Source organism: Candidatus Cloacimonadaceae bacterium (assembly GCA_030693415.1).
GTDB lineage: Bacteria > Cloacimonadota > Cloacimonadia > Cloacimonadales > Cloacimonadaceae > JAUYAR01.
In genome coordinates, this window is record JAUYAR010000004.1 from 1 (window position 1) to 17791 (window position 17791).

Below are 17791 nucleotides of genomic sequence, written 5' to 3' on the forward strand. Positions count from 1 at the left end.
TCTCTAAACATCAGTAACTCCATATATGCTTATCTAATATGATGCCAATGTATTACTGATGCTGATTCTGTCAAGTAATTTCTCATCATTTATTTAGATACTATTCGTGTCAAGCATGGACTTTTTTCTATGGAGTCGTAACTTATATATATCAATATTAATTAACACACGTGAGGTTCACGTGAGGTTCAATAATCACCGCAGCATCGGCATGCTGCGCTACATCCACAGCGTTAATCAAGCCTTAATCAAGCGTTAGTTTTATTACACTTGATTAACGCTTGATTAAGGCTTGATTAACGCTGTCAAGCGACAGAGCGGCTTGCCGCCTCACCCGCGGAAACGAAAACCCAACGAAAACCCACTCAATCCACACAAATCTGGGTATGAAAACTGGATTAATAAGCTGTATAATTGCTGGATATTTGTTGGATAAATTGTTGGCTAATTGAGGGATAATATGTTGAGCAACAGAGGGATATTATACGGATTGCACGTCCTGACACTTCCAACGTTGGGGGGTAAGCTGAAGATTTCTAAGGACTCTATCTGTAATCGTAAATAGTTCGATTAACCTGCGATTCCGGGGCTCACAGTGTGAACAATAAAGTAGATGGCGATACCGATTATCCACATAAATAGGGAGATGATACCGAGGATTCTGCCATATTCTGTAAAATCGGTTCCGGCTTCGTCCATCAAACCGGCATTCATTTTTTGCAGGTCGCTGTTTCCCCATACCCAGGCAAATATGCCTACTATTCCGAGAGAAAAAAAGCCCAGAATACCCAATAACAAGATCCAGCCCCCGTGATGCCTGTGAACCCGGGGAGAGTTTCCGGCTTGATAAGTGTCATATTGTCTGTTATCCACCGTCAGCTCCCGTATGCATATATTTATAAAGATAACTTAGCTAAAAATAAATGGCGGACAAACGAAAAAGATGACGGCGAAGTCAAAATCCGCTCCGCCGCCCTTGTTCTCATTTCTCAAATGCCTGTGCTTCAGACCAATGCGGGAATGGCACCGCTGATCAGGAAACAGGTGGCAAAGGCGATGATGGCATATAGTTCCGGGTACACCGCCAATATCAAGGTCTTGGTAAATACGTCGTTTCCGGCGCCCAAGCTTTCGACGCCGTTGGCGACGACTCTGGCTTGCTGATATGCGGAAATCAAACCGACGATACCCATGATCAACCCCGCGCCAAATATGGCGCTGGCTTGCAGGATGTTGATGGATGAAGTGATGTGTTCCTTCAAAATGAAGAAAGCACCGAATCCATACAAACCCTGTGTTCCGGGCAGAGCGGACAGAATCATGCAGTTGGCAAAAATATCGTCGCGTTTTTTCATCGCTCCGATGCTTGCGCTGCCTCCCATGACCGTTCCGACGGCAGATCCGATACCCGCGAGGGCGACCATGAGAAAGATACCGATCCATGCCAGCAGAAACGCTGTATTTCCGCCGGCGATGTTCATATTGACTGATTGAAGTAGGACGTAAGGCATGTAACCTCCCTTCTATTAATTACTTAGTTTTTTGCCAAATGGTTTATATTGCAGACCCGGTCCATTAAAGCCGGCATTCTTGAAAAACTCTACAAAAGTGAGACGCATGGGATGAACGAAACCGCTGAGCGCTCCCAAAGCGAGATTGAGTCCGTGCCCAAAGAGCATGAAAATAAGGAATATAACGGGTCCGGCGATGGGTATGCCAAGCATCTGCGCACCGATGGAATTGACCACGAAGCCCAAAATCGCACTGGAGACGCCCAAAGCGAAGAGACGGATATAGGAGAGGATATCGCCAAAGAAACCCGTCACGACGTTATAAAGCAGCCAGATGCCACCCAAAACGTTGATGATGGGATTCTTGCCCGGCGCGTTGAAAAAGAGGATCAGAAAGAGTCCGGCATACATCGGATATTTTGTGTAGGCATCCAGAGAGCTGGTATCCGCTCCCAAAAGCTTCGCTCCCATCACGGATAACGAGCCGAGGAAGATGAAGATGCCAATGCCGGAGATGCCGTGTCTGAAGCCAGACTGGCGCATCAGCTTGATGCTGTTGATCATCACCCCAAAGAGAATCTGGACAACGCCCAAAAGTAGGGCAAAATTGAAGATCTGGTCGTTGTTGCGGATGATTATCCGGTCTCCGATCAGCGCCATTTTTTTGAGATCATAGCCAAGCACGCTGCCGACGATGGCACCCATCAAAATCGAAGCTGCACCAAAGATCACGATCAGCATCATATAGTCGCGCATCATCTGATTCTTTGCCCGGTGGCGCAGGAAAAGCCCTAACAGTATGAGGATCACGCCATACGCCATATCCGCGTTGCAAAAACCGAAGAATAGCATGAAGAAAGGCGCGAAGAACGGTGTGAGATCAAATTCGTTGTAATAGGGCAGCATATACATTTTGCTGATCGGTTCGAAAAGACGGGAAAAGTAATTGTTGCGTAGCTTGATCGGTGGGTTATCGCCCGTCTTTCCCTTTTCCGCGAAATGGATGACGCCCTCGCGCTTCAGAAAATCTATTAGTTCCTTTTCCATAGTGACCGGAATCCATCCGTTTAATACGCGAACATGGTTTTCGGCTTCCGGGATTGCCTGATGAGCGGCATCCTCAAAGTCATATTCCTCGATCAGATGGCGGATCTCCGTTTCGAAGAGATCGATCGCGGCGGGGGAGATGTCCGACAGGAATTGATCGATGTCTTTGATCTTTTGCTCGGTGTTGGTTAGATCGGTCTCAAATTCCTGAAGGGTGTGGTGGTGAAAGCTGAAGGTATCGGCTTCGAGCTTTGGGCTTTCATCCGTATAAAGCACTATGAAATAGAGGATTCCGCTCTTTTCATTGATGATCTGGACGGGGTATTGTTGTTGCCACTCGGTTTTGAAGTGATTTTTGAGGCAGGAATGGAAATCGATCCTGATGCCATTTTCGGTGATACGCTCCAACAGCGCGTAATCAAAATGTCCCCAGGGGTTGAGGTCTTTGATCTGCTTTTTGATCAGTTCTTCGTGGCGAAGGATCTTTTCGCGTTCCTCGCGGGCATTGTGTATTTTGTTCAAAAGCGCTTTGGTAGGCAGGGGAACGGCTATCTTTTCAGCTTCAGAATTGAGTTTCTTGAGGAGCTTGACGGTTTCTGAATAATCTGCCACGAGCCGGAGGTTTTTGGTCAAGTTGTCACTTTTGGCGTCAGTGTTTTTGATGATGTGCAGCACTCCAAGCCTTTGCAGCTTGGTCAGAAAGCTCTCATAATCCAGGTGATAGAGTACGAAGCTATATTTGCGCATCTGTTCGATCATGGAGTCGCCTCTCTGCTCATGCGATTTTTGAGGATTTTCTGTGCGGCTTTGGAAAGGTTTTCCTCGTCCTCCAAAAACCGTTTGATCTTGCGGATGCCATCTTCAAAAGCGGGGATCTGCACCTTTTCATAGAGGTTTACCTTTTGGGTGGTTTTCTTGCGCACATATTCCAGGATGTGCATCTTACGCAAGAAGAATTCACGCTCGATCTGCATTTCAGAGATTCCTTTAAGCAAATTGATGCCTTCCAGAAACCAGGATGGCGCTTTGAAAAGGTTATAGTCCCGTATTTCAAAATCGATGGCGCCCAATACGGGAGTGAGCACACCGGCGATCTTGCGGGATTTGATCTCCACTGATCGGATCGAAACCAGAGAGGGGTCAAATTCCACCCAGAGCTTCATGAATTGATCCAGTTCGGCAGAGCGCTCTCGGATATTGATATCAAGCTCGTGGGTTTTATCCCTGGCGCGTTTGACCTCCAATCGCAGAGCGGATTCCTTGTTTTTCAGGGTCGGCAGCGCCTTCACCCTGACATTTAGCTGCTTTATCAGTTGCAGTTGAGAGATCTTGTTGTATTGGAATTTGAGGTTCATGCCTTTTCCCAGTGAAGGTTCATGATCTCGTCTTTAATGCCGATCTCGGCTCTTGTGAAATACGTCTGGAAAAGACCCCAAGTCGTATCTAACATCTTGTCGATGTCTATATTGACGTCGATGGCGAGGATTTCCTTGGAATAATCGAAGGAAAACTTGAGCACCCGCTCGTCATAATCCGAAAGATCAAAGCCGTTTTCCAGCTTGGTCTTGGCATTGGCGGCGTCTGCGTAGAGGCGCACAGCAGTGTTCATCACCTGGGGATGATCCTCGCGGGTCTTTTTACCAATCACGAGTTGTTTTAAACGTGAAAGCGAACGGAAGGGATCCACAATCACCTTGGAGACGTCCGTGTCCCGGCGCAAATAAAGCTGTCCTTCGGTGATGTAGCCTGTATTGTCCGGAATCGCGTGGGTGATGTCTCCGCCGGATAAAGTGGTTACTGCGATGATGGTGATCGATCCGCCGTCCGGGAATTGCACCGCTTTCTCATAAAGTTTCGCCAAATCGCTATAAAGCGAACCGGGCATGCTGTCCTTGGAAGGGATCTGATCCATGCGGTTGGAAACGATGCTGAGCGCGTCGCAATAAAGTGTCATATCGGTTAGCAGCACCAGGACTTTCTCATGTTTTTCGAGAGCGAAATATTCAGCCGCGGCGAGTGCCATGTTTGGTACCAAAAGACGTTCCACTGTGGGGTCTTCGGTGGTATTTACAAAGGAGATGATGCGATCCATCACTCCGGCGTTTTCGAAAGCGTTCTTGTAATACAGATAGTCGTCGTTGGAGAGTCCCATTCCGCCGAGAATGATCTTATCCGCCTGGGCACGCAAAGCCACCATCGCCATCACCTGGTTGTATGGTTGGTCGGGATCGGCAAAGAAGGGTATCTTTTGTCCGGTGACGAGAGTATTGTTGAGATCGATGCCGGCAATGCCGGTGGCAATAAGTTCGGAGGGTTGTTTGCGTCGAACGGGATTGACGGAGGGTCCCCCGATCTCCACTTCCACGCCTTCCACTGCGGGTCCACCGTCGATCGGTTCTCCATAGGCATTGAAGAATCTTCCGGCAAGCTGTTCGCCCACCTTGAGCACAGGCGGTCTGCCAAAAAAGACGACTTCAGCGTCCGTGCCGATACCTTCGGTTCCGGCAAAGATCTGGAGGGTGACGTTGTCGCCGATGATCTTCACCACTTGTGCCAATCTGCCGGAAACAGTGGCTAATTCTTCGTTGCCGACCCGCTGCGCGTTCACGGAGCAGGTGGCTTTGGTGATTTGGTTGAGCTTGGTATATATCTTTTGAAAAGCTTGGGTTGCCATTATTTAGCTCTCCTTTCCTCAACAGTTTGATGAAGAACTTGTTCGTATCTATCGAAATCAGCAGTTTTAAACTTCACAAAGTTCATCTGTTTGCAGATGTTGATCATTTTTATGAAGTAGGGCATCACGTCTTCGTAGCTTTCATAATAGAAATCTGTGTCGCAGACGCCGAGGATCAGCTTCATCATATATTCCTGACGGTTCATGGGTGTGGATTGATCGACCTTGTCAAATCCATCCTGTTGCAGAATTACGCGGTCAAATAGCTCGGATTTCCAAAAGCGGTCATGATATGCCAGGGGAACTCCATCGTCGCCGAGGATGTTGATTTGGTCATAGGCTTCCTTGCCACGCAGCAGGATATCCTTGCTATGGTTCACCATATCCACCCAGCCGGCTGCTACGTGTTTGTTCAAGTATTCCTGCACTTCGTCATATTCAAGATATTTGGAATAGGAATCAATGGGATCGACTGCGGGGTAGCGTTTGCTGTCCGCTCGAGCCTGAGACAAGGCGTAGAAACACCGGGCGGCTTTTTTGGTGGATTCTGTGACTGGTTCCTTGAGGTTTCCTCCAGCAGGGGATACGGTTCCGATAAAAGTGATCGAACCGGTATTTCCGTTGTTAAGATATACGAATCCGGCGCGGGCATAGAAGTTTGAAACGATCGCCGGCAGGTCCATGGGAAAGGCATCCGGACCGGGAAGCTCTTCCATGCGGTTGCTCATTTCACGCAGAGCCTGAGCCCAACGGGAAGTCGAATCCGCAAGCAGCAGAACTTTGAGCCCCATCGAGCGATAGTATTCCGCAATGGTCATAGCAGTATAGACAGAAGCCTCGCGAGCGGCGACAGGCATGTTTGAAGTGTTGCAGATGATGATGGTGCGTTCCATGAGCTTTCTGCCGGTGCGGGGATCGTCAAGCTCAGGAAACTCGACGAAGATTTCCACCACTTCGTTGGCGCGTTCTCCGCAGGCGGCGATGATGATCATATCCGCGTCCGCGTTCTTGGAGATGGAGTGTTGGAGCACTGTTTTGCCGGCACCGAAGGGTCCGGGAATAAAGCCTGTGCCGCCTTCGACCATCGGATTGAGAGTATCGATGGTGCGCACTCCGGTTTCCAGAAGTTTGAAGGGACGCGGCTTTTCTTTGTATGCCTTGATTGGGATTTTCACGGGCCACCTTTGGATCATAGTGATATTGTGGTCATTGCCGTCAGTGCCGGTCACCACGGCGATCGTGTCCACGATCTTATATTCGCCTTCGCTCATGATTGATTTGAGCAGATATTCGCCCTCCATAGTGAAGGGCAGCATGATCTTGTGGGCAATCCAGCTTTCTGGAACCTGACCCAACCAATCGCCGGCGATCACTTTGTCGCCGACCTTTGCCAGAGGGCTGAACTTCCAGGTGCTGTGCTCATCGAGGGGATCGGTGTATTCGCCGCGGGTGAGGTAAACGCCTTCCATTTTATTGAGGTCGTTTTGCAGTCCGTCATAGTTTTTGGAAAGCATGCCGGGACCGAGCTTCACTTCCAGCATACGTTTGCTGAATTCCACTTCATCGCCGGGGCGCAGACCGCGCGTGCTTTCAAACACCTGAGTGTAGGCGATCGAACCGAGTATTTTAATGACTTCCGCCATCAGTTTGACCCCGCCCAGGTTGATGTAGCAGATCTCGTTTTGGGAAACGGGTCCATCCACTTCCACCTGTACCAGGTTGGCGATGATTCCTATTACGATACCTTTGGTCATATTTATACCTTCTGTAGATGCTTATTTCTTTTGTTTAATGTCATATTCAGGGGGGAAGGAAAAGCTGTTTTCGAGTTCGTTCAGTATGTCGAAGAACACATCTTTGCCGGTGTCCGCGTCCATGGAGAGCCAGCGGTGCAGGATGAGCAGTTTTGTGTAATAACCCAGAACGCGGTCGATATTGAAGTATTCAAAGAAGTTCTGGTTGTCGATCCATTTGAAGCGCAAGATGTCGAAACCCCGTTCGCGGAAGAGGAGATTGTTCTGCTCATAGATCCTCAGCACGGTCTCAAAGAGGGCATACTCCTTGCTAAAGCCAAAATCGGCGGCATGGCTCTTGGAGAGTTTGTTCACTACGTCGCCATCGCCGATCAGATAATGTGCGAAAGGGACGTCAAACTTGCGTCCGTTGATGGCGATGATGATGTTTTGCAGCTCAGCATTGAATTCAAACCACTTTCTGATAAATGTGTTTTTGTGTTTGGTGGCGTTGGCATAGAAAGCCGTGAGCAACTGGTGTTCCGCGACCAACAAAGGCGGTAGTTCCTCACCGGTAAAGATTTCAAGTGTGATCTCATGCACAAAATCCGGAAGGTTGTGAAACTCTCCATACAGCAGCAGATTGTGATTGCCGGCTCTTTGTTTCTGGAATTCGAGATATTCCTGCCAAAAACTCACAGGATAACCGGCATTTTCATTGTAGGCTTTATCTGTCTGATAGATGGTACGCAGCATATTGTCCAGTTCCACGGGCAGCCGCAGAAGGTTCAACAGAGCATAATCGCCTTCGGAGAGCTGCTTTTTGGCGTCTTCAAGAAACTGCGCGGGCGTGATGGAACCTTTGCTATCATCAATGCTCAAACCAGGCAAACCGGCGACGAAATAATAATACTGGTGCTGCAACATGGAAATTAACTTTCGAAGAGTATTTTGCCGGTGCGGGGTCTCAGATAGGTCTTGAACAGGTTGGCGAAATCCTCATCTGTGAAACTCAGTTTGTATCCACCGTCCTTGGGTGAGATGCTGAAACCGCTTTTCATTACCGGGGAGAAATCCACCTTCAAACCGCCGGTGAACATCTTTTTAAGCGTTTCTATATAGTAAGAATCAAGCTTGTCCCGCATCGAAGCAGAGATGATGATGCTGGCGGAATCTTGTTTCCAGGCGGTCATAGCTTCCATGATTAGCTTTTTTAGGAATTCTGGATCGGAAAAGTCGCTACGCAATTGATCCTCAAATGTTAGCGCGAGAATGAGATCGGTGATCTTTTGCTTGACGGAACTGAGTGTGTGTCCCGCCGCCATCTTCAAGTCCGAATCAGTGTTTTTCTTCAACTCATCGGCTTGTTTTTTGGCATCGGCGAGGATGGTTTCGGCATCGGTTTGGGCTTTTTTGAGGGTGTTTTCGGCTGTGTTTTTTGCCTCGTCAATAATCTTCTCCGCCTCAGCTTTCGCTTTGGCGACGCCCTCATCATATACGCGCTGTAAAAGGTCTTGCAACTGGTCGTTCATAGGTTTGTCTCCAGCAAATAATCACTTTTTTCCAACGAAAAAAACCAGAGCATTTATGTCAATAGCATTTCTTTGAACTTGCTATAAAACTGTTGAAAAACAGTAAGCTATTTGTGTTCGTGCCTCCACACTCCATCCCATGTTTCCCAATTTACTATTTCCAACCTTTCGATCATAAGCTGCGTGGCGGGATCTTCAGGGTTCAGGACAATAGCTTGGTGATATTCATCCAATGCGGCTGCAAAATCTCTATGTAGCAAGTGCCCCAACCCGTTTTCATAATGACGTACAAAGTCCTTAAGATGTATCTGTGATTCATCTCCGGGGTAGCCGAGTAGCTCATAGATGTTTGTGGAAATCTGCTTGCCTTTGACGTTTACAAAGTCGAGATGACGGCAGAAAAAGCGGTCTTTGATAATCTCATGCACGCTTTCGTCGATGATGACGGCAGTGCCGTAGTATTTGTTCAAGCCTTCCAGTCGTGAACTGAGGTTCATCGTATTTCCGATGCCGGTATAGTTGAAGATACTGTCCGAACCTATGTTGCCAACTATCACTTCACCAGAACTGATGCCAATGCCGATCTTGAAATCGTGCAGAACTGGGTGTGCGGCATAGCTTTGGCGAATCTCCAATGCTGCATCCCTGATCTCGAGTGCGGATTTGCACGCCAGAAAAACATGGTCGGGATATGGATAAGGAACATTATAGAGCGCCAGAACAGCATCGCCAATGTATTTATCCAACAAGCCACGGTTATCAGTGATAATTCTGGTGACGCGATTGAAATATTTGTGCAAAAATGATGTGATGTCGTCCGGTAGGCACATCTCGCAATAGGTACTGAACTTACGGATGTCTATGTAGAGAGCGGCGATCTGCTTTTTCTCGCCACCGATCCTGAGCGCTTTCTTATCCTTCATGATCTCTTTGATCACATCGGCTGAGACATAGTGCCCGAAGGCATCATGTACCTTTTTCTTTTCTTTCAACTGGCGGCTGAAAAAGTCATACATTAGGGCAAAGCTGCTCAAAAACCAAGGTATGAGGACATGTGAATAGTCCATGGTAAAAGATGAATTCATATAGATCATGGCAAACAGCACCAATGCCGCTACGGATACGACAAGGAAGTAAATGGATGCCAGCACAGGTTTGCCGTAGTAGATCATCATCACCAGCACCGCTATCAATAGGATAAGAAGGATATACTGAAGGAAAGGGTTTACCCAATGGACGAAATCCTCCTCCAATATGTTGCGGATCAGGTTTGCATGCAGTTCTACGCCGGGCAAATTCGCAATGAAGGGAGTGGGCTTGATATCTCCTAAGCCAGTTGCGGAAGAACCAATTAAAACGATACGGTTCTCAAAATACCCCGGTTCAACCCTCCCCAAGATCAAATCTGAAAAGGAGATATAACGAAATGCAGGTTCAGCACCATAATATTTGAGAAACAGTTTTCCCCTGGGATCAAGAGGCAACCTGCGAACCGGGTTCCCACCTGAAAATAGCACGCAATCCCTTGCCACCAAGATGCTGTCCACGCCCAACAGATCGAGGCAGATTTGAGTGCTGAAATTGACGTAAAAATCATCCTTGTACTTAAGGAAAAGTGGAAAATCATGGATGGTGTCGCTTTCATCCGAGCGCACCTGAGTGAATCCAGTGCCATAGGCTGCGCTCGAATAGACAGATCGGGGAGGGTGCGGGTTCTTCAATTCCAGATAGTATTTTGGGGAGACTTTCCAAGTGGTCAGGTTAGCCGGTAGGGGAGAGCTGTCCTTGCGGTTGGGGTTGTCAAACATGCCGAGGAACACGTTTCCGGCTGCATAGATAGATTGGGCAAATTCCTCTTCTCCGCTAAGCGTAGCAAAGTATTCATCCGCCTTGGCGCGCAATGCGGGATCTTGTGTGTGCCTCAATATCCGCTCTTTGCTGTGGTCTGAGAAAGTGTCGGAATCAGTAAAAAAGATGTCCAAACCGATCACCTTGGGGCTGTCCAGATTGATCATATTCACGGCATCGGCAAAATAATGAGTCGGCCATTTGCTGAATTGCCCAAGGCGGTCGATGCTTTTATCATCCACGTCGATGATAACGATGTTGTCATAGACCGGTTGACTCAGCTTGTATTTGAGAGTATAATCGATGGTGAGTATGGTGTCAAATATGCGCAGATTGAGCACCCGCAGCAAGTTATCGCTGAACGGCAAAACGTGTAGCAGCCAAGATGCGGCTGCGCAAACCAGAACTATGAGCAGCGAACGCATGACAATGCGCATCAGAATTGGGCTGGCAGGGATAGTAGTATATCGCTATTGGGGAAATCCATCCTCAGAGCTTCGATCTGCTTTTGGCGATTGGGGACGTCCTTTTGGTCTTCGTAGATGAGGATCAAATAGGTTCTGGCGACCTCCGCTTTTTTCTTTAAGGGACCTTGTGCAACGACAAGTTCAAAGAGCGGGATCGCCAAAGCATATTTTTGCAGATCAAATAGATCTATTGCCTCCTGAATGTCCTGCCGGGGAGCAATATCCCAAAACAGCTCGGTCTGAATCTCCAGGTCAGCTTCTTCTCTGCGAATACCTGCGGCTTGGGTATTGCCATGTTTGCTTTGCAGATTCATGTTGGAGGCTTTTTCCCGCACTTGACTTGTCCACTTTTGCTTTGACTGGTTATCTTGCACAAGTTTTTTGATCGTGACCGCGCTCACTTTCGCGTCGAGAATAGTGCTCTGGTTGTTTGTCCAGAGAATCTCCACGCTGGAATCGATCCCTGTTTTGATCATTCCCGTCATTTCGAGGTTTTGTCCGATCACGGCTTTTTTCCAGGTGGTGTTTTGATTGTCGCGATATTGCACGTCTCCCAGCAGAAAACGAATCTTGCCTACCCCAGAGGCGCAAAGAATCGCGATTACCATGCCAGCGATGATGATGAGCAGTGTTTTTTTCATATTAGTCTCCCACTCCCAAGAGGTCGGAATACATTTTGGGATTGATTTTGGACAGGACGCCCTTGTTCAGTATCTTCTTGTAATATCCTCTGGCTTTTTCCATAGCTCCACTTTTGTATTCAAGGATGCAGAGGTTTCGAAGGACGTTGTCCGTTTCTTGGTTCGCTTTTAGAGCTTCCAGATAGTAAGGGCGAGCCTGTTCAAACTTTCCCTCCTGGAAGTAGATATTACCCAGATTTACCAGAGCAGAAAATTGAGTAGGTTTGGCAACGAGTATCTCCTTGAGAAGTTTTTCGGCATTGGCAAGTTTGTTATTATCCACACACCACAAGGCATATTGCAGCTTGACATCGGTGTTTTGCGGATAGCGTGTCAACGTTTCGATGAATTCCTCCTCAATGCTGATCTGATTCAACAAAGTAATACGTGAGAGATCAACCTGATAGAATTCTCGAGCTTTTTGAGATTTGCCGAAATTGAAGCCGTTGATCAATCCGCTGACATTTGCCGGAGGATATATATTATGCGTCCTGGAGAATTCAAACAGATCGGGCAGCAAACCTTTGTTTACGATCTCCTGATAGCGGTTCACTGCATAAAGCCAGCTTTGGTTGAAAGTTCCCTTGCCCAGCATGGTGGTTTCCACAGGAATCCAGTATTTGCCGTTGCGAAAGATGAAATGCTCCATGCTGAGTCCCGCCTCCCGGATAGAAACGGAATTCAGATCGCTATCCACCACCAGCATCACATGACCTGGGATATCCAAAAATCCTGTTTCGCTTCCGGTGGTAGCAATTGAAGCCGCCAACAGCACCAGCAAGTCGTCGCAATCCCCTTTTTTGATCTCCAGAGTCTGGAATGGATACTGAACATAGTCGTTCGAAACACCGGATACATTGGCAGAGCTGGGATCAGGGAGGTATTTGACGTCATTGGCATGATAGAAATCATAGATTTGGGCAAGACGTTGCAGGATGCGGGAAACCTTGAGATCGGGTGCGTCCGTAAAAGCGGGGATGACGATGCTGGCGACGAAGGCCCGCAGATTGGAATCCAGAGGGTTGATAAACGCCCCCAGTTGTTTACGATTGTTCCAATTCATCGCCTGAATGCGGAGGATGCGGATTTGGCGGTTGCGTTCTTCGATAAGTTTTTCGCCCCCAAAGCTATATTCGAGCCGCACTTGAGCTTGCAGATCATTCTCACCATCCTTTGTCAAAGAAAAGAGATTTTGGGTAAAAGCCGCAGGCACATCCACCGATAACGTGGAATTTGCCAATACCGAGAGGTTTGGGATCGTGATCCATCCATCGGTGATGTCCGGGATAATGATAGTGAGCTTTGCGTCTGTAATGGGAAGGTTGCGGGTATTGAAGATATTGATCTGTCCAATAGGATGCTTCTTGTAATACTCCAGCAAAGAGGGATAGATATCCTCAAACTGGACAAAGGATATCTCCATCGGGGGGCGCCGACGGTTGTGTTCATCACGGGCGATGGCGATCTCATTGAATATCTTTTTCAGAGCAGCATCGTCTGGGTTTTGTTTGTACGCCAGGTCGATCTCGCGATAGGCTTCGTCGAAACGGCGATTGTGCATCAGCAGGTTGCCATAAACTTGGTGATAACTGGCATGGGCAACATCCGAGGTGGCGAATTTGCTGATTTTGTCCATTACAATTAGTGCTTCGGTATAGAGATAGCTTTTTTCCAAGGATTGAGCAAAGGCAAAACCGATCTCAAAACTATTGGGATTCAGATCAAATGCGCGACGATAGCTTTGTTGAGCTTCCGGCGGTTTCTTGCCCAGCTTATAGGCATTCGCAAGGTTGAAGTGATATGTCGCGTTTTCGCTTTGATTCTGAACCGCGTTTTCATAGTTATCCGCTGCTGTGCCATATTCTTTTTTTGCCATATAGCACAAACCCAGAAGGTTGTAAACTTCGGCATGAGTATCCGCAGGGTACATTGTGAGCAGTCTTTGTAGCGATGTGATCGCTTCGTCGTTGCTGCCAAGCAGATAGAGCAGTTCCGCTAACTTCAGATGATCGTAGAACACGGTTTTTATCGGTAAGATTCTGCGAATAGCGTTGTATGCGGCAAGGTAATTTCCCGTCGATTCATAAGCATGGGTCATGAAACTGAGCACTTCGACGTTATCTCCATAAACCTGCAGATACTGCTGCGCGGTTTCCACAACGGCATCGAAGTTTTGGGATATGTTATACATGGATATTTTATGTTTGAGGACGGTATCACTGCCGGGAGCATCCAAGCCTTCCAGAAATCTGATCCCTTGATCAAATGCCATCATCAGTTTATAGTTCCGGGTGATCCTGTCGATCAAGAGATCATTTTGCCCGCCTATCTCCATCGCGGATTTCAAGCTGTGCAAAGCGGCTTCATATTCCTGATTTCGCTCGAAGGCGGCTGCCTGATCTATGAAAACTTTGTAGATCTCTTCATTGATGCGAGTATCGGGCATGACATCCGAAGCCATCTCAAGCGCCCTCACCGCTTCCGAATAGTTTGTCGTTTCGCTCAAGTATTTTGCAAAGGAAAAGTAATCCGTCACTTGAGCGGAGTATGAACCCAGCTTATTGTCATCGGAGTAAGAAGCGACGCGGTAGTGCATCAATTTGCGCTGAGATTTGACAACCGTGTATCTTGGCTCGCTCACGATCATCGTGAGAGAATCACCATCATCCGAAAACCCCCAGACAGCCCATTTTTTAATTCCAGATCCCCGATCCCATAAGATGTCAGCCAAACCGCTGGGATTGAGCACTACACGTACCCATTGCGGCAACAACGGCGAGGAGTGAAATTTCAGCGTTCGTGCGTTTTTTTGTCTGGCATCGCTGATAAAGAGCGTCCGCGTCAAAGCATTGTAGCGGATCTTAGTTATCCGCTCAAAGAATGGAAATCCTCCTCCAGGCTTGGCGGCGAAGAATTTGCTCTCTTCCGCGTATTTATAGTATTTAACATCTTGAATAAAGAAGGAGTTCTCATAATCGACGGCAAGCATTATCAATTGCTGACTCTCACCGTCAACTATGCCGATTCTGCCGTCTTCAAATAGGTCGAAACTGGATATGCTGCCCAATTTTGCGATTGGGATCAAGGCTTGGGATCTGTCCGTCAGACGAATCTTATAGAGATCACCCTTGTTCACCAGGAGGTAGAGGAACCCGTTGCCAATCATGATTTGACGTGGTTTCATGTTGTATTGGCGCAGATCTATCTTGTCCCGATAGGCGCCAAACTCACTCCAGATGGATATCCGGCTGTTATCGGTATCCGAAATAAAAATCCCGCCATCTATTTCTGAAGTGATCCCTCCTGGATTGCTCAACGCTCCGTCATGCTTGCCTTTCTCGCCGAAACTGTCAACGTAATTTCCGCTATAGCGGTCAAAGATATGCACCCGATGCCCTTTTTGATCCAGAACATAGATATTGCCCCCTCTGAAAGCAAGAGCATCGAAGGATTTGACGCCCTTGTCCTTGAACGTAGCGGCATAGATCACAAAGAGTTTTCTGTTAGCGACATTCATGCAGGTGAGTTGACGGCTCGTCTTGCGGTTTTGCATCACTCCATCCTGCATGAAATAGCTCAGCGAATCCGCCACCAGGTAATCGATGAAAACAGGCAGTTTCGATTTCGCTAATTCAGGACGGGTGCGATATTCCGGGCGGATGAGTTTCCCGCCTTTGGGCATATCGGTTTCCAGAAATATCTTGATGGCTGCATGTTCCTCGTCCAGCACGCAGATGTAGTTCTTGTCCCCAACAGTGCTTACCTTGATCCTGCGGGGATCGCCAAAGCTGTTTTTGGTTACTTGTTTGCTCCGCGATCCATAGTAGGAAAGTGAGATTAAACGATTGGCGGCATTTAGTTTACCGATCTGAGTACGTTTGCCGTTGATAAAATAGATCTCGCCATTTTCAGTGATGTAAATATCTGCAATTCGATCCTTTGATGGTTTCAGATCACTGAGATGGCGATCTTCCCGAATCTTCAATTCCATGCTGATTGTGGATAGTATATACTTGTCCTGAACGACTCTGAGCACCCTGAGTAGCTGATCCTCACCCAGACTCATGGATATGGCTCCTGGAAGGTGCAAACTGCCAAAGAACATACCTTCGTTGGTAAAAGCGAGTATCTCTCTTCTGCCGATGTCGAGCACGTAAATATAGCCCAGATAATTGACCGTCAGGCGTTCCGCCTTTTTGAAAGCGCATTCTTCCACACCTTTGGTGACTATCTCCCGCACTGGGCTACCGTCGAGGTTGTAGATCTTGATTGCGCTGTTTTTTGAATCAAGCAGGTAGATCTGTTTTTCATCGCGAAAGATATCGTTGATGATGGCATTTGGAGAGAAATAGATCAGCTCGGATTTGAGTATTCTGTTTTTGGAGATGCTCCATTGTTTGATAAATCCAGAAGCGTCATCCCCAAAATAAAGATTGTCGCCATAAACATGCATTTGCATTGGGATAAATTCGTTGCCTTTCACCGTTTCCGCGGTGATCATATTTTGTGGTTGCATGACCGCAAAGAGGGCGACAAAGCTCATGAGCCACAATAACAAGCCTAAGCGTTTCATATTCTCTCCATCTTGTTTACTACACATCAATGATAATCAAGTTTGGATTGATGTCAAGCTAAATGTTTTAGAGTTGTGGAAATACGCAAGCGAGAAAACTCACAAACTCTGTGGCAGGGACAGGCTTCAGAAAGACCGGTCCCTGCCCAGTAGGTGTCGATTTTTATTTCCGAAAACCGACTATCGGCTGACAGGCTTACCTAAACGATCTGTTTCTCGGGCTGTGATAGCTGCCATGGTTGTCATACGCTGTTCTGGGATAGATTGCCGCGTGCACGACGCAATCCTGAAAGATGAGTGCGGAGCCAATAAGCGCCGGATTTTCAAATCTCAGGTCATGCCCGGATCCCACAGAACTGAAATCACGGAATTCGCAGTTTTCAATCATTTCGGTCAATTCACTCATGTCCAGGGGTTTTGGAGTGAATTTATTGACGGGAAAGTCCAAGGTGTCGATGACATAGCTGCGCACAATCTTTTGATGTAGATCACTCCACACGAAAGGCTTTGAAACCATATCCATGCCTGCGAATACGCCATTGATCATCACATAGATACCGCATTGGTTTTCGATGATCGGAAAAGCGTCGCAGATATTCTGCAATTCATTGTCCCGATTGCGATAAACATCGTGCAGGGCGCCAGTTGAGGAGGCTACTTTAAGCCGGTCTTGCATTTCGCTGATGTCCTGCCACACTTCTCTCTGGTTGGCGCGATGCAAACCGCTTAATTTGAGACTTGCCGACACGGATTCCATTTTGTTTGCGCGGATCGATGTTGGCATAGCTTCGCCGGACTCCTGAAAATTCGGGCTCGCATAGCTCCATCTGCCTTGCTCGGTGCAGCTTACGGGAACGATGATATCGGTTTCCGGTGGGATCAGCACGCTTGAGTTTAGCACTCGATTCTGCTTGGCGCCTTTTAGTTCTTCGCCATCCAGAATCAGGACGTGCTTTTTACCTCTGTTGATCACATGTAATTCCGGTACCGAGCCGCCTTGGCTCACTTCCGAGATCGTGATCATACCCTGCCCGATTGCCTGATGCAGGGATAGATAATCATGCTTGCAGTCGTCTGACGAGACAAGCGGATAGACGCAAAGCGCCATTTCGGTGCGAGCTTCGACAATGACGAAACTCCTCATACTGTCAATAAACAGTTGTTTCATGGTAGAATACCTCCTTGATATTCGGGTTTTTATTAGTTTCAAAGCATTTTAGTGAAATGCTTTAAATACGTGCTATATTTATTATCAGTCTCTCCGACCTCAGGTTGCCTTGACCCATGTTCTACTTCCCAGACATCAGTTTGCTGTTGATCGATTCGTTGAACAGCGGCTCAATTGTTCGAAAACGAACCCAAGACACCGGAATTGTCCGAAATATGATTTTCAGTCCATGAATACCTCCTTCAGCTTCATAATGACAATGTAACGCATGTCGTATTGAAGGCAAGAATAATTATTTTAACCCAAGTTTCGCATGAAAAATGTGTTTTTAGTCATTTTGGATTCGTAACTCATTGAAAAATAGTATTTGAGTTTCGGAAAATAGCCAATTAGTGTCCAAAATCAGGGCTTTGCGGAAAAAATATATATTGACAGCTTCAGCGCCTGGATTTTCTGGGATTCATGTTTATAAGAAAGAAGATCATTCACAGCTCGCGTACCGGTAATAGTCACACCTATTACCAGTTGATTGAGTCTCGCAACACCGAGAAGGGTCCC

The 17791-nt window shown here is 47.4% G+C and carries 12 protein-coding genes; all 12 read right to left on the reverse strand.

The annotated features are described in order from the left end of the window. Positions 1 to 570 precede the first annotated feature (570 nt). Positions 571 to 873 (reverse strand): hypothetical protein, encoded by a 303-nt coding sequence (locus tag Q8M98_00110; GenBank protein MDP3113154.1) that lies wholly within the window; start codon positions 871 to 873, stop codon positions 571 to 573. Positions 874 to 1004: 131 nt separating this feature from the next. Next, on the reverse strand, positions 1005 to 1511 hold the full coding sequence (locus tag Q8M98_00115; GenBank protein ID MDP3113155.1) for a V-type ATP synthase subunit K: 507 nt from the start codon (positions 1509 to 1511) through the stop codon (positions 1005 to 1007). Positions 1512 to 1526: 15 nt separating this feature from the next. Then, positions 1527 to 3317, reverse strand: a complete 1791-nt coding sequence (locus Q8M98_00120; protein ID MDP3113156.1) for a V-type ATPase 116kDa subunit family protein — start codon at positions 3315 to 3317, stop codon at positions 1527 to 1529. Continuing rightward, complete coding sequence (locus Q8M98_00125; protein ID MDP3113157.1) at positions 3314 to 3913, reverse strand: V-type ATP synthase subunit D; 600 nt, start codon at positions 3911 to 3913, stop codon at positions 3314 to 3316. Before Q8M98_00125 ends, Q8M98_00120 begins: the two co-directional genes overlap by 4 nt. Next, complete coding sequence (locus Q8M98_00130; GenBank protein ID MDP3113158.1) at positions 3910 to 5232, reverse strand: V-type ATP synthase subunit B; 1323 nt, start codon at positions 5230 to 5232, stop codon at positions 3910 to 3912. Before Q8M98_00130 ends, Q8M98_00125 begins: the two co-directional genes overlap by 4 nt. Further along, entirely contained in the window at positions 5232 to 6986 is a 1755-nt protein-coding gene (locus Q8M98_00135; protein ID MDP3113159.1) for a V-type ATP synthase subunit A, read from the reverse strand. Before Q8M98_00135 ends, Q8M98_00130 begins: the two co-directional genes overlap by 1 nt. Positions 6987 to 7007: 21 nt before the next feature. Beyond that, positions 7008 to 7892 (reverse strand): DUF2764 family protein, encoded by an 885-nt coding sequence (locus tag Q8M98_00140; protein MDP3113160.1) that lies wholly within the window; start codon positions 7890 to 7892, stop codon positions 7008 to 7010. A 5-nt stretch (positions 7893 to 7897) separates the two neighbouring features. Further along, on the reverse strand, positions 7898 to 8497 hold the full coding sequence (locus Q8M98_00145) for a V-type ATP synthase subunit E family protein (protein MDP3113161.1): 600 nt from the start codon (positions 8495 to 8497) through the stop codon (positions 7898 to 7900). Between the two features lie 107 nt (positions 8498 to 8604). Further along, complete coding sequence (locus Q8M98_00150; GenBank protein MDP3113162.1) at positions 8605 to 10782, reverse strand: adenylate/guanylate cyclase domain-containing protein; 2178 nt, start codon at positions 10780 to 10782, stop codon at positions 8605 to 8607. After that, entirely contained in the window at positions 10782 to 11453 is a 672-nt protein-coding gene (locus Q8M98_00155; protein MDP3113163.1) for a hypothetical protein, read from the reverse strand. Before Q8M98_00155 ends, Q8M98_00150 begins: the two co-directional genes overlap by 1 nt. 1 nt (position 11454) lies before the next feature. Further along, positions 11455 to 16065, reverse strand: coding sequence for a tetratricopeptide repeat protein (locus Q8M98_00160; protein MDP3113164.1), 4611 nt, complete (start codon positions 16063 to 16065; stop codon positions 11455 to 11457). A 196-nt stretch (positions 16066 to 16261) separates the two neighbouring features. Next, complete coding sequence (locus Q8M98_00165) at positions 16262 to 17233, reverse strand: hypothetical protein (GenBank protein ID MDP3113165.1); 972 nt, start codon at positions 17231 to 17233, stop codon at positions 16262 to 16264. Positions 17234 to 17791: the final 558 nt, after the last annotated feature.

What these genes read in the sequence shown, in the direction of transcription:
- Q8M98_00115 (MDP3113155.1), bottom strand. Translation starts at nt 1,511, where the DNA reads ATGCCTTACGTCCTACTTCAATCAGTCAATATGAACATCGCCGGCGGA.
- Q8M98_00120 (MDP3113156.1), bottom strand. Translation starts at nt 3,317, where the DNA reads ATGATCGAACAGATGCGCAAATATAGCTTCGTACTCTATCACCTGGAT.
- Q8M98_00125 (MDP3113157.1), bottom strand. Translation starts at nt 3,913, where the DNA reads ATGAACCTCAAATTCCAATACAACAAGATCTCTCAACTGCAACTGATA.
- Q8M98_00130 (MDP3113158.1), bottom strand. Translation starts at nt 5,232, where the DNA reads ATGGCAACCCAAGCTTTTCAAAAGATATATACCAAGCTCAACCAAATC.
- Q8M98_00135 (MDP3113159.1), bottom strand. Translation starts at nt 6,986, where the DNA reads ATGACCAAAGGTATCGTAATAGGAATCATCGCCAACCTGGTACAGGTG.
- Q8M98_00140 (MDP3113160.1), bottom strand. Translation starts at nt 7,892, where the DNA reads ATGTTGCAGCACCAGTATTATTATTTCGTCGCCGGTTTGCCTGGTTTG.
- Q8M98_00145 (MDP3113161.1), bottom strand. Translation starts at nt 8,497, where the DNA reads ATGAACGACCAGTTGCAAGACCTTTTACAGCGCGTATATGATGAGGGC.
- Q8M98_00150 (MDP3113162.1), bottom strand. Translation starts at nt 10,782, where the DNA reads ATGCGCATTGTCATGCGTTCGCTGCTCATAGTTCTGGTTTGCGCAGCC.
- Q8M98_00155 (MDP3113163.1), bottom strand. Translation starts at nt 11,453, where the DNA reads ATGAAAAAAACACTGCTCATCATCATCGCTGGCATGGTAATCGCGATT.
- Q8M98_00160 (MDP3113164.1), bottom strand. Translation starts at nt 16,065, where the DNA reads ATGAAACGCTTAGGCTTGTTATTGTGGCTCATGAGCTTTGTCGCCCTC.
- Q8M98_00165 (MDP3113165.1), bottom strand. Translation starts at nt 17,233, where the DNA reads ATGAAACAACTGTTTATTGACAGTATGAGGAGTTTCGTCATTGTCGAA.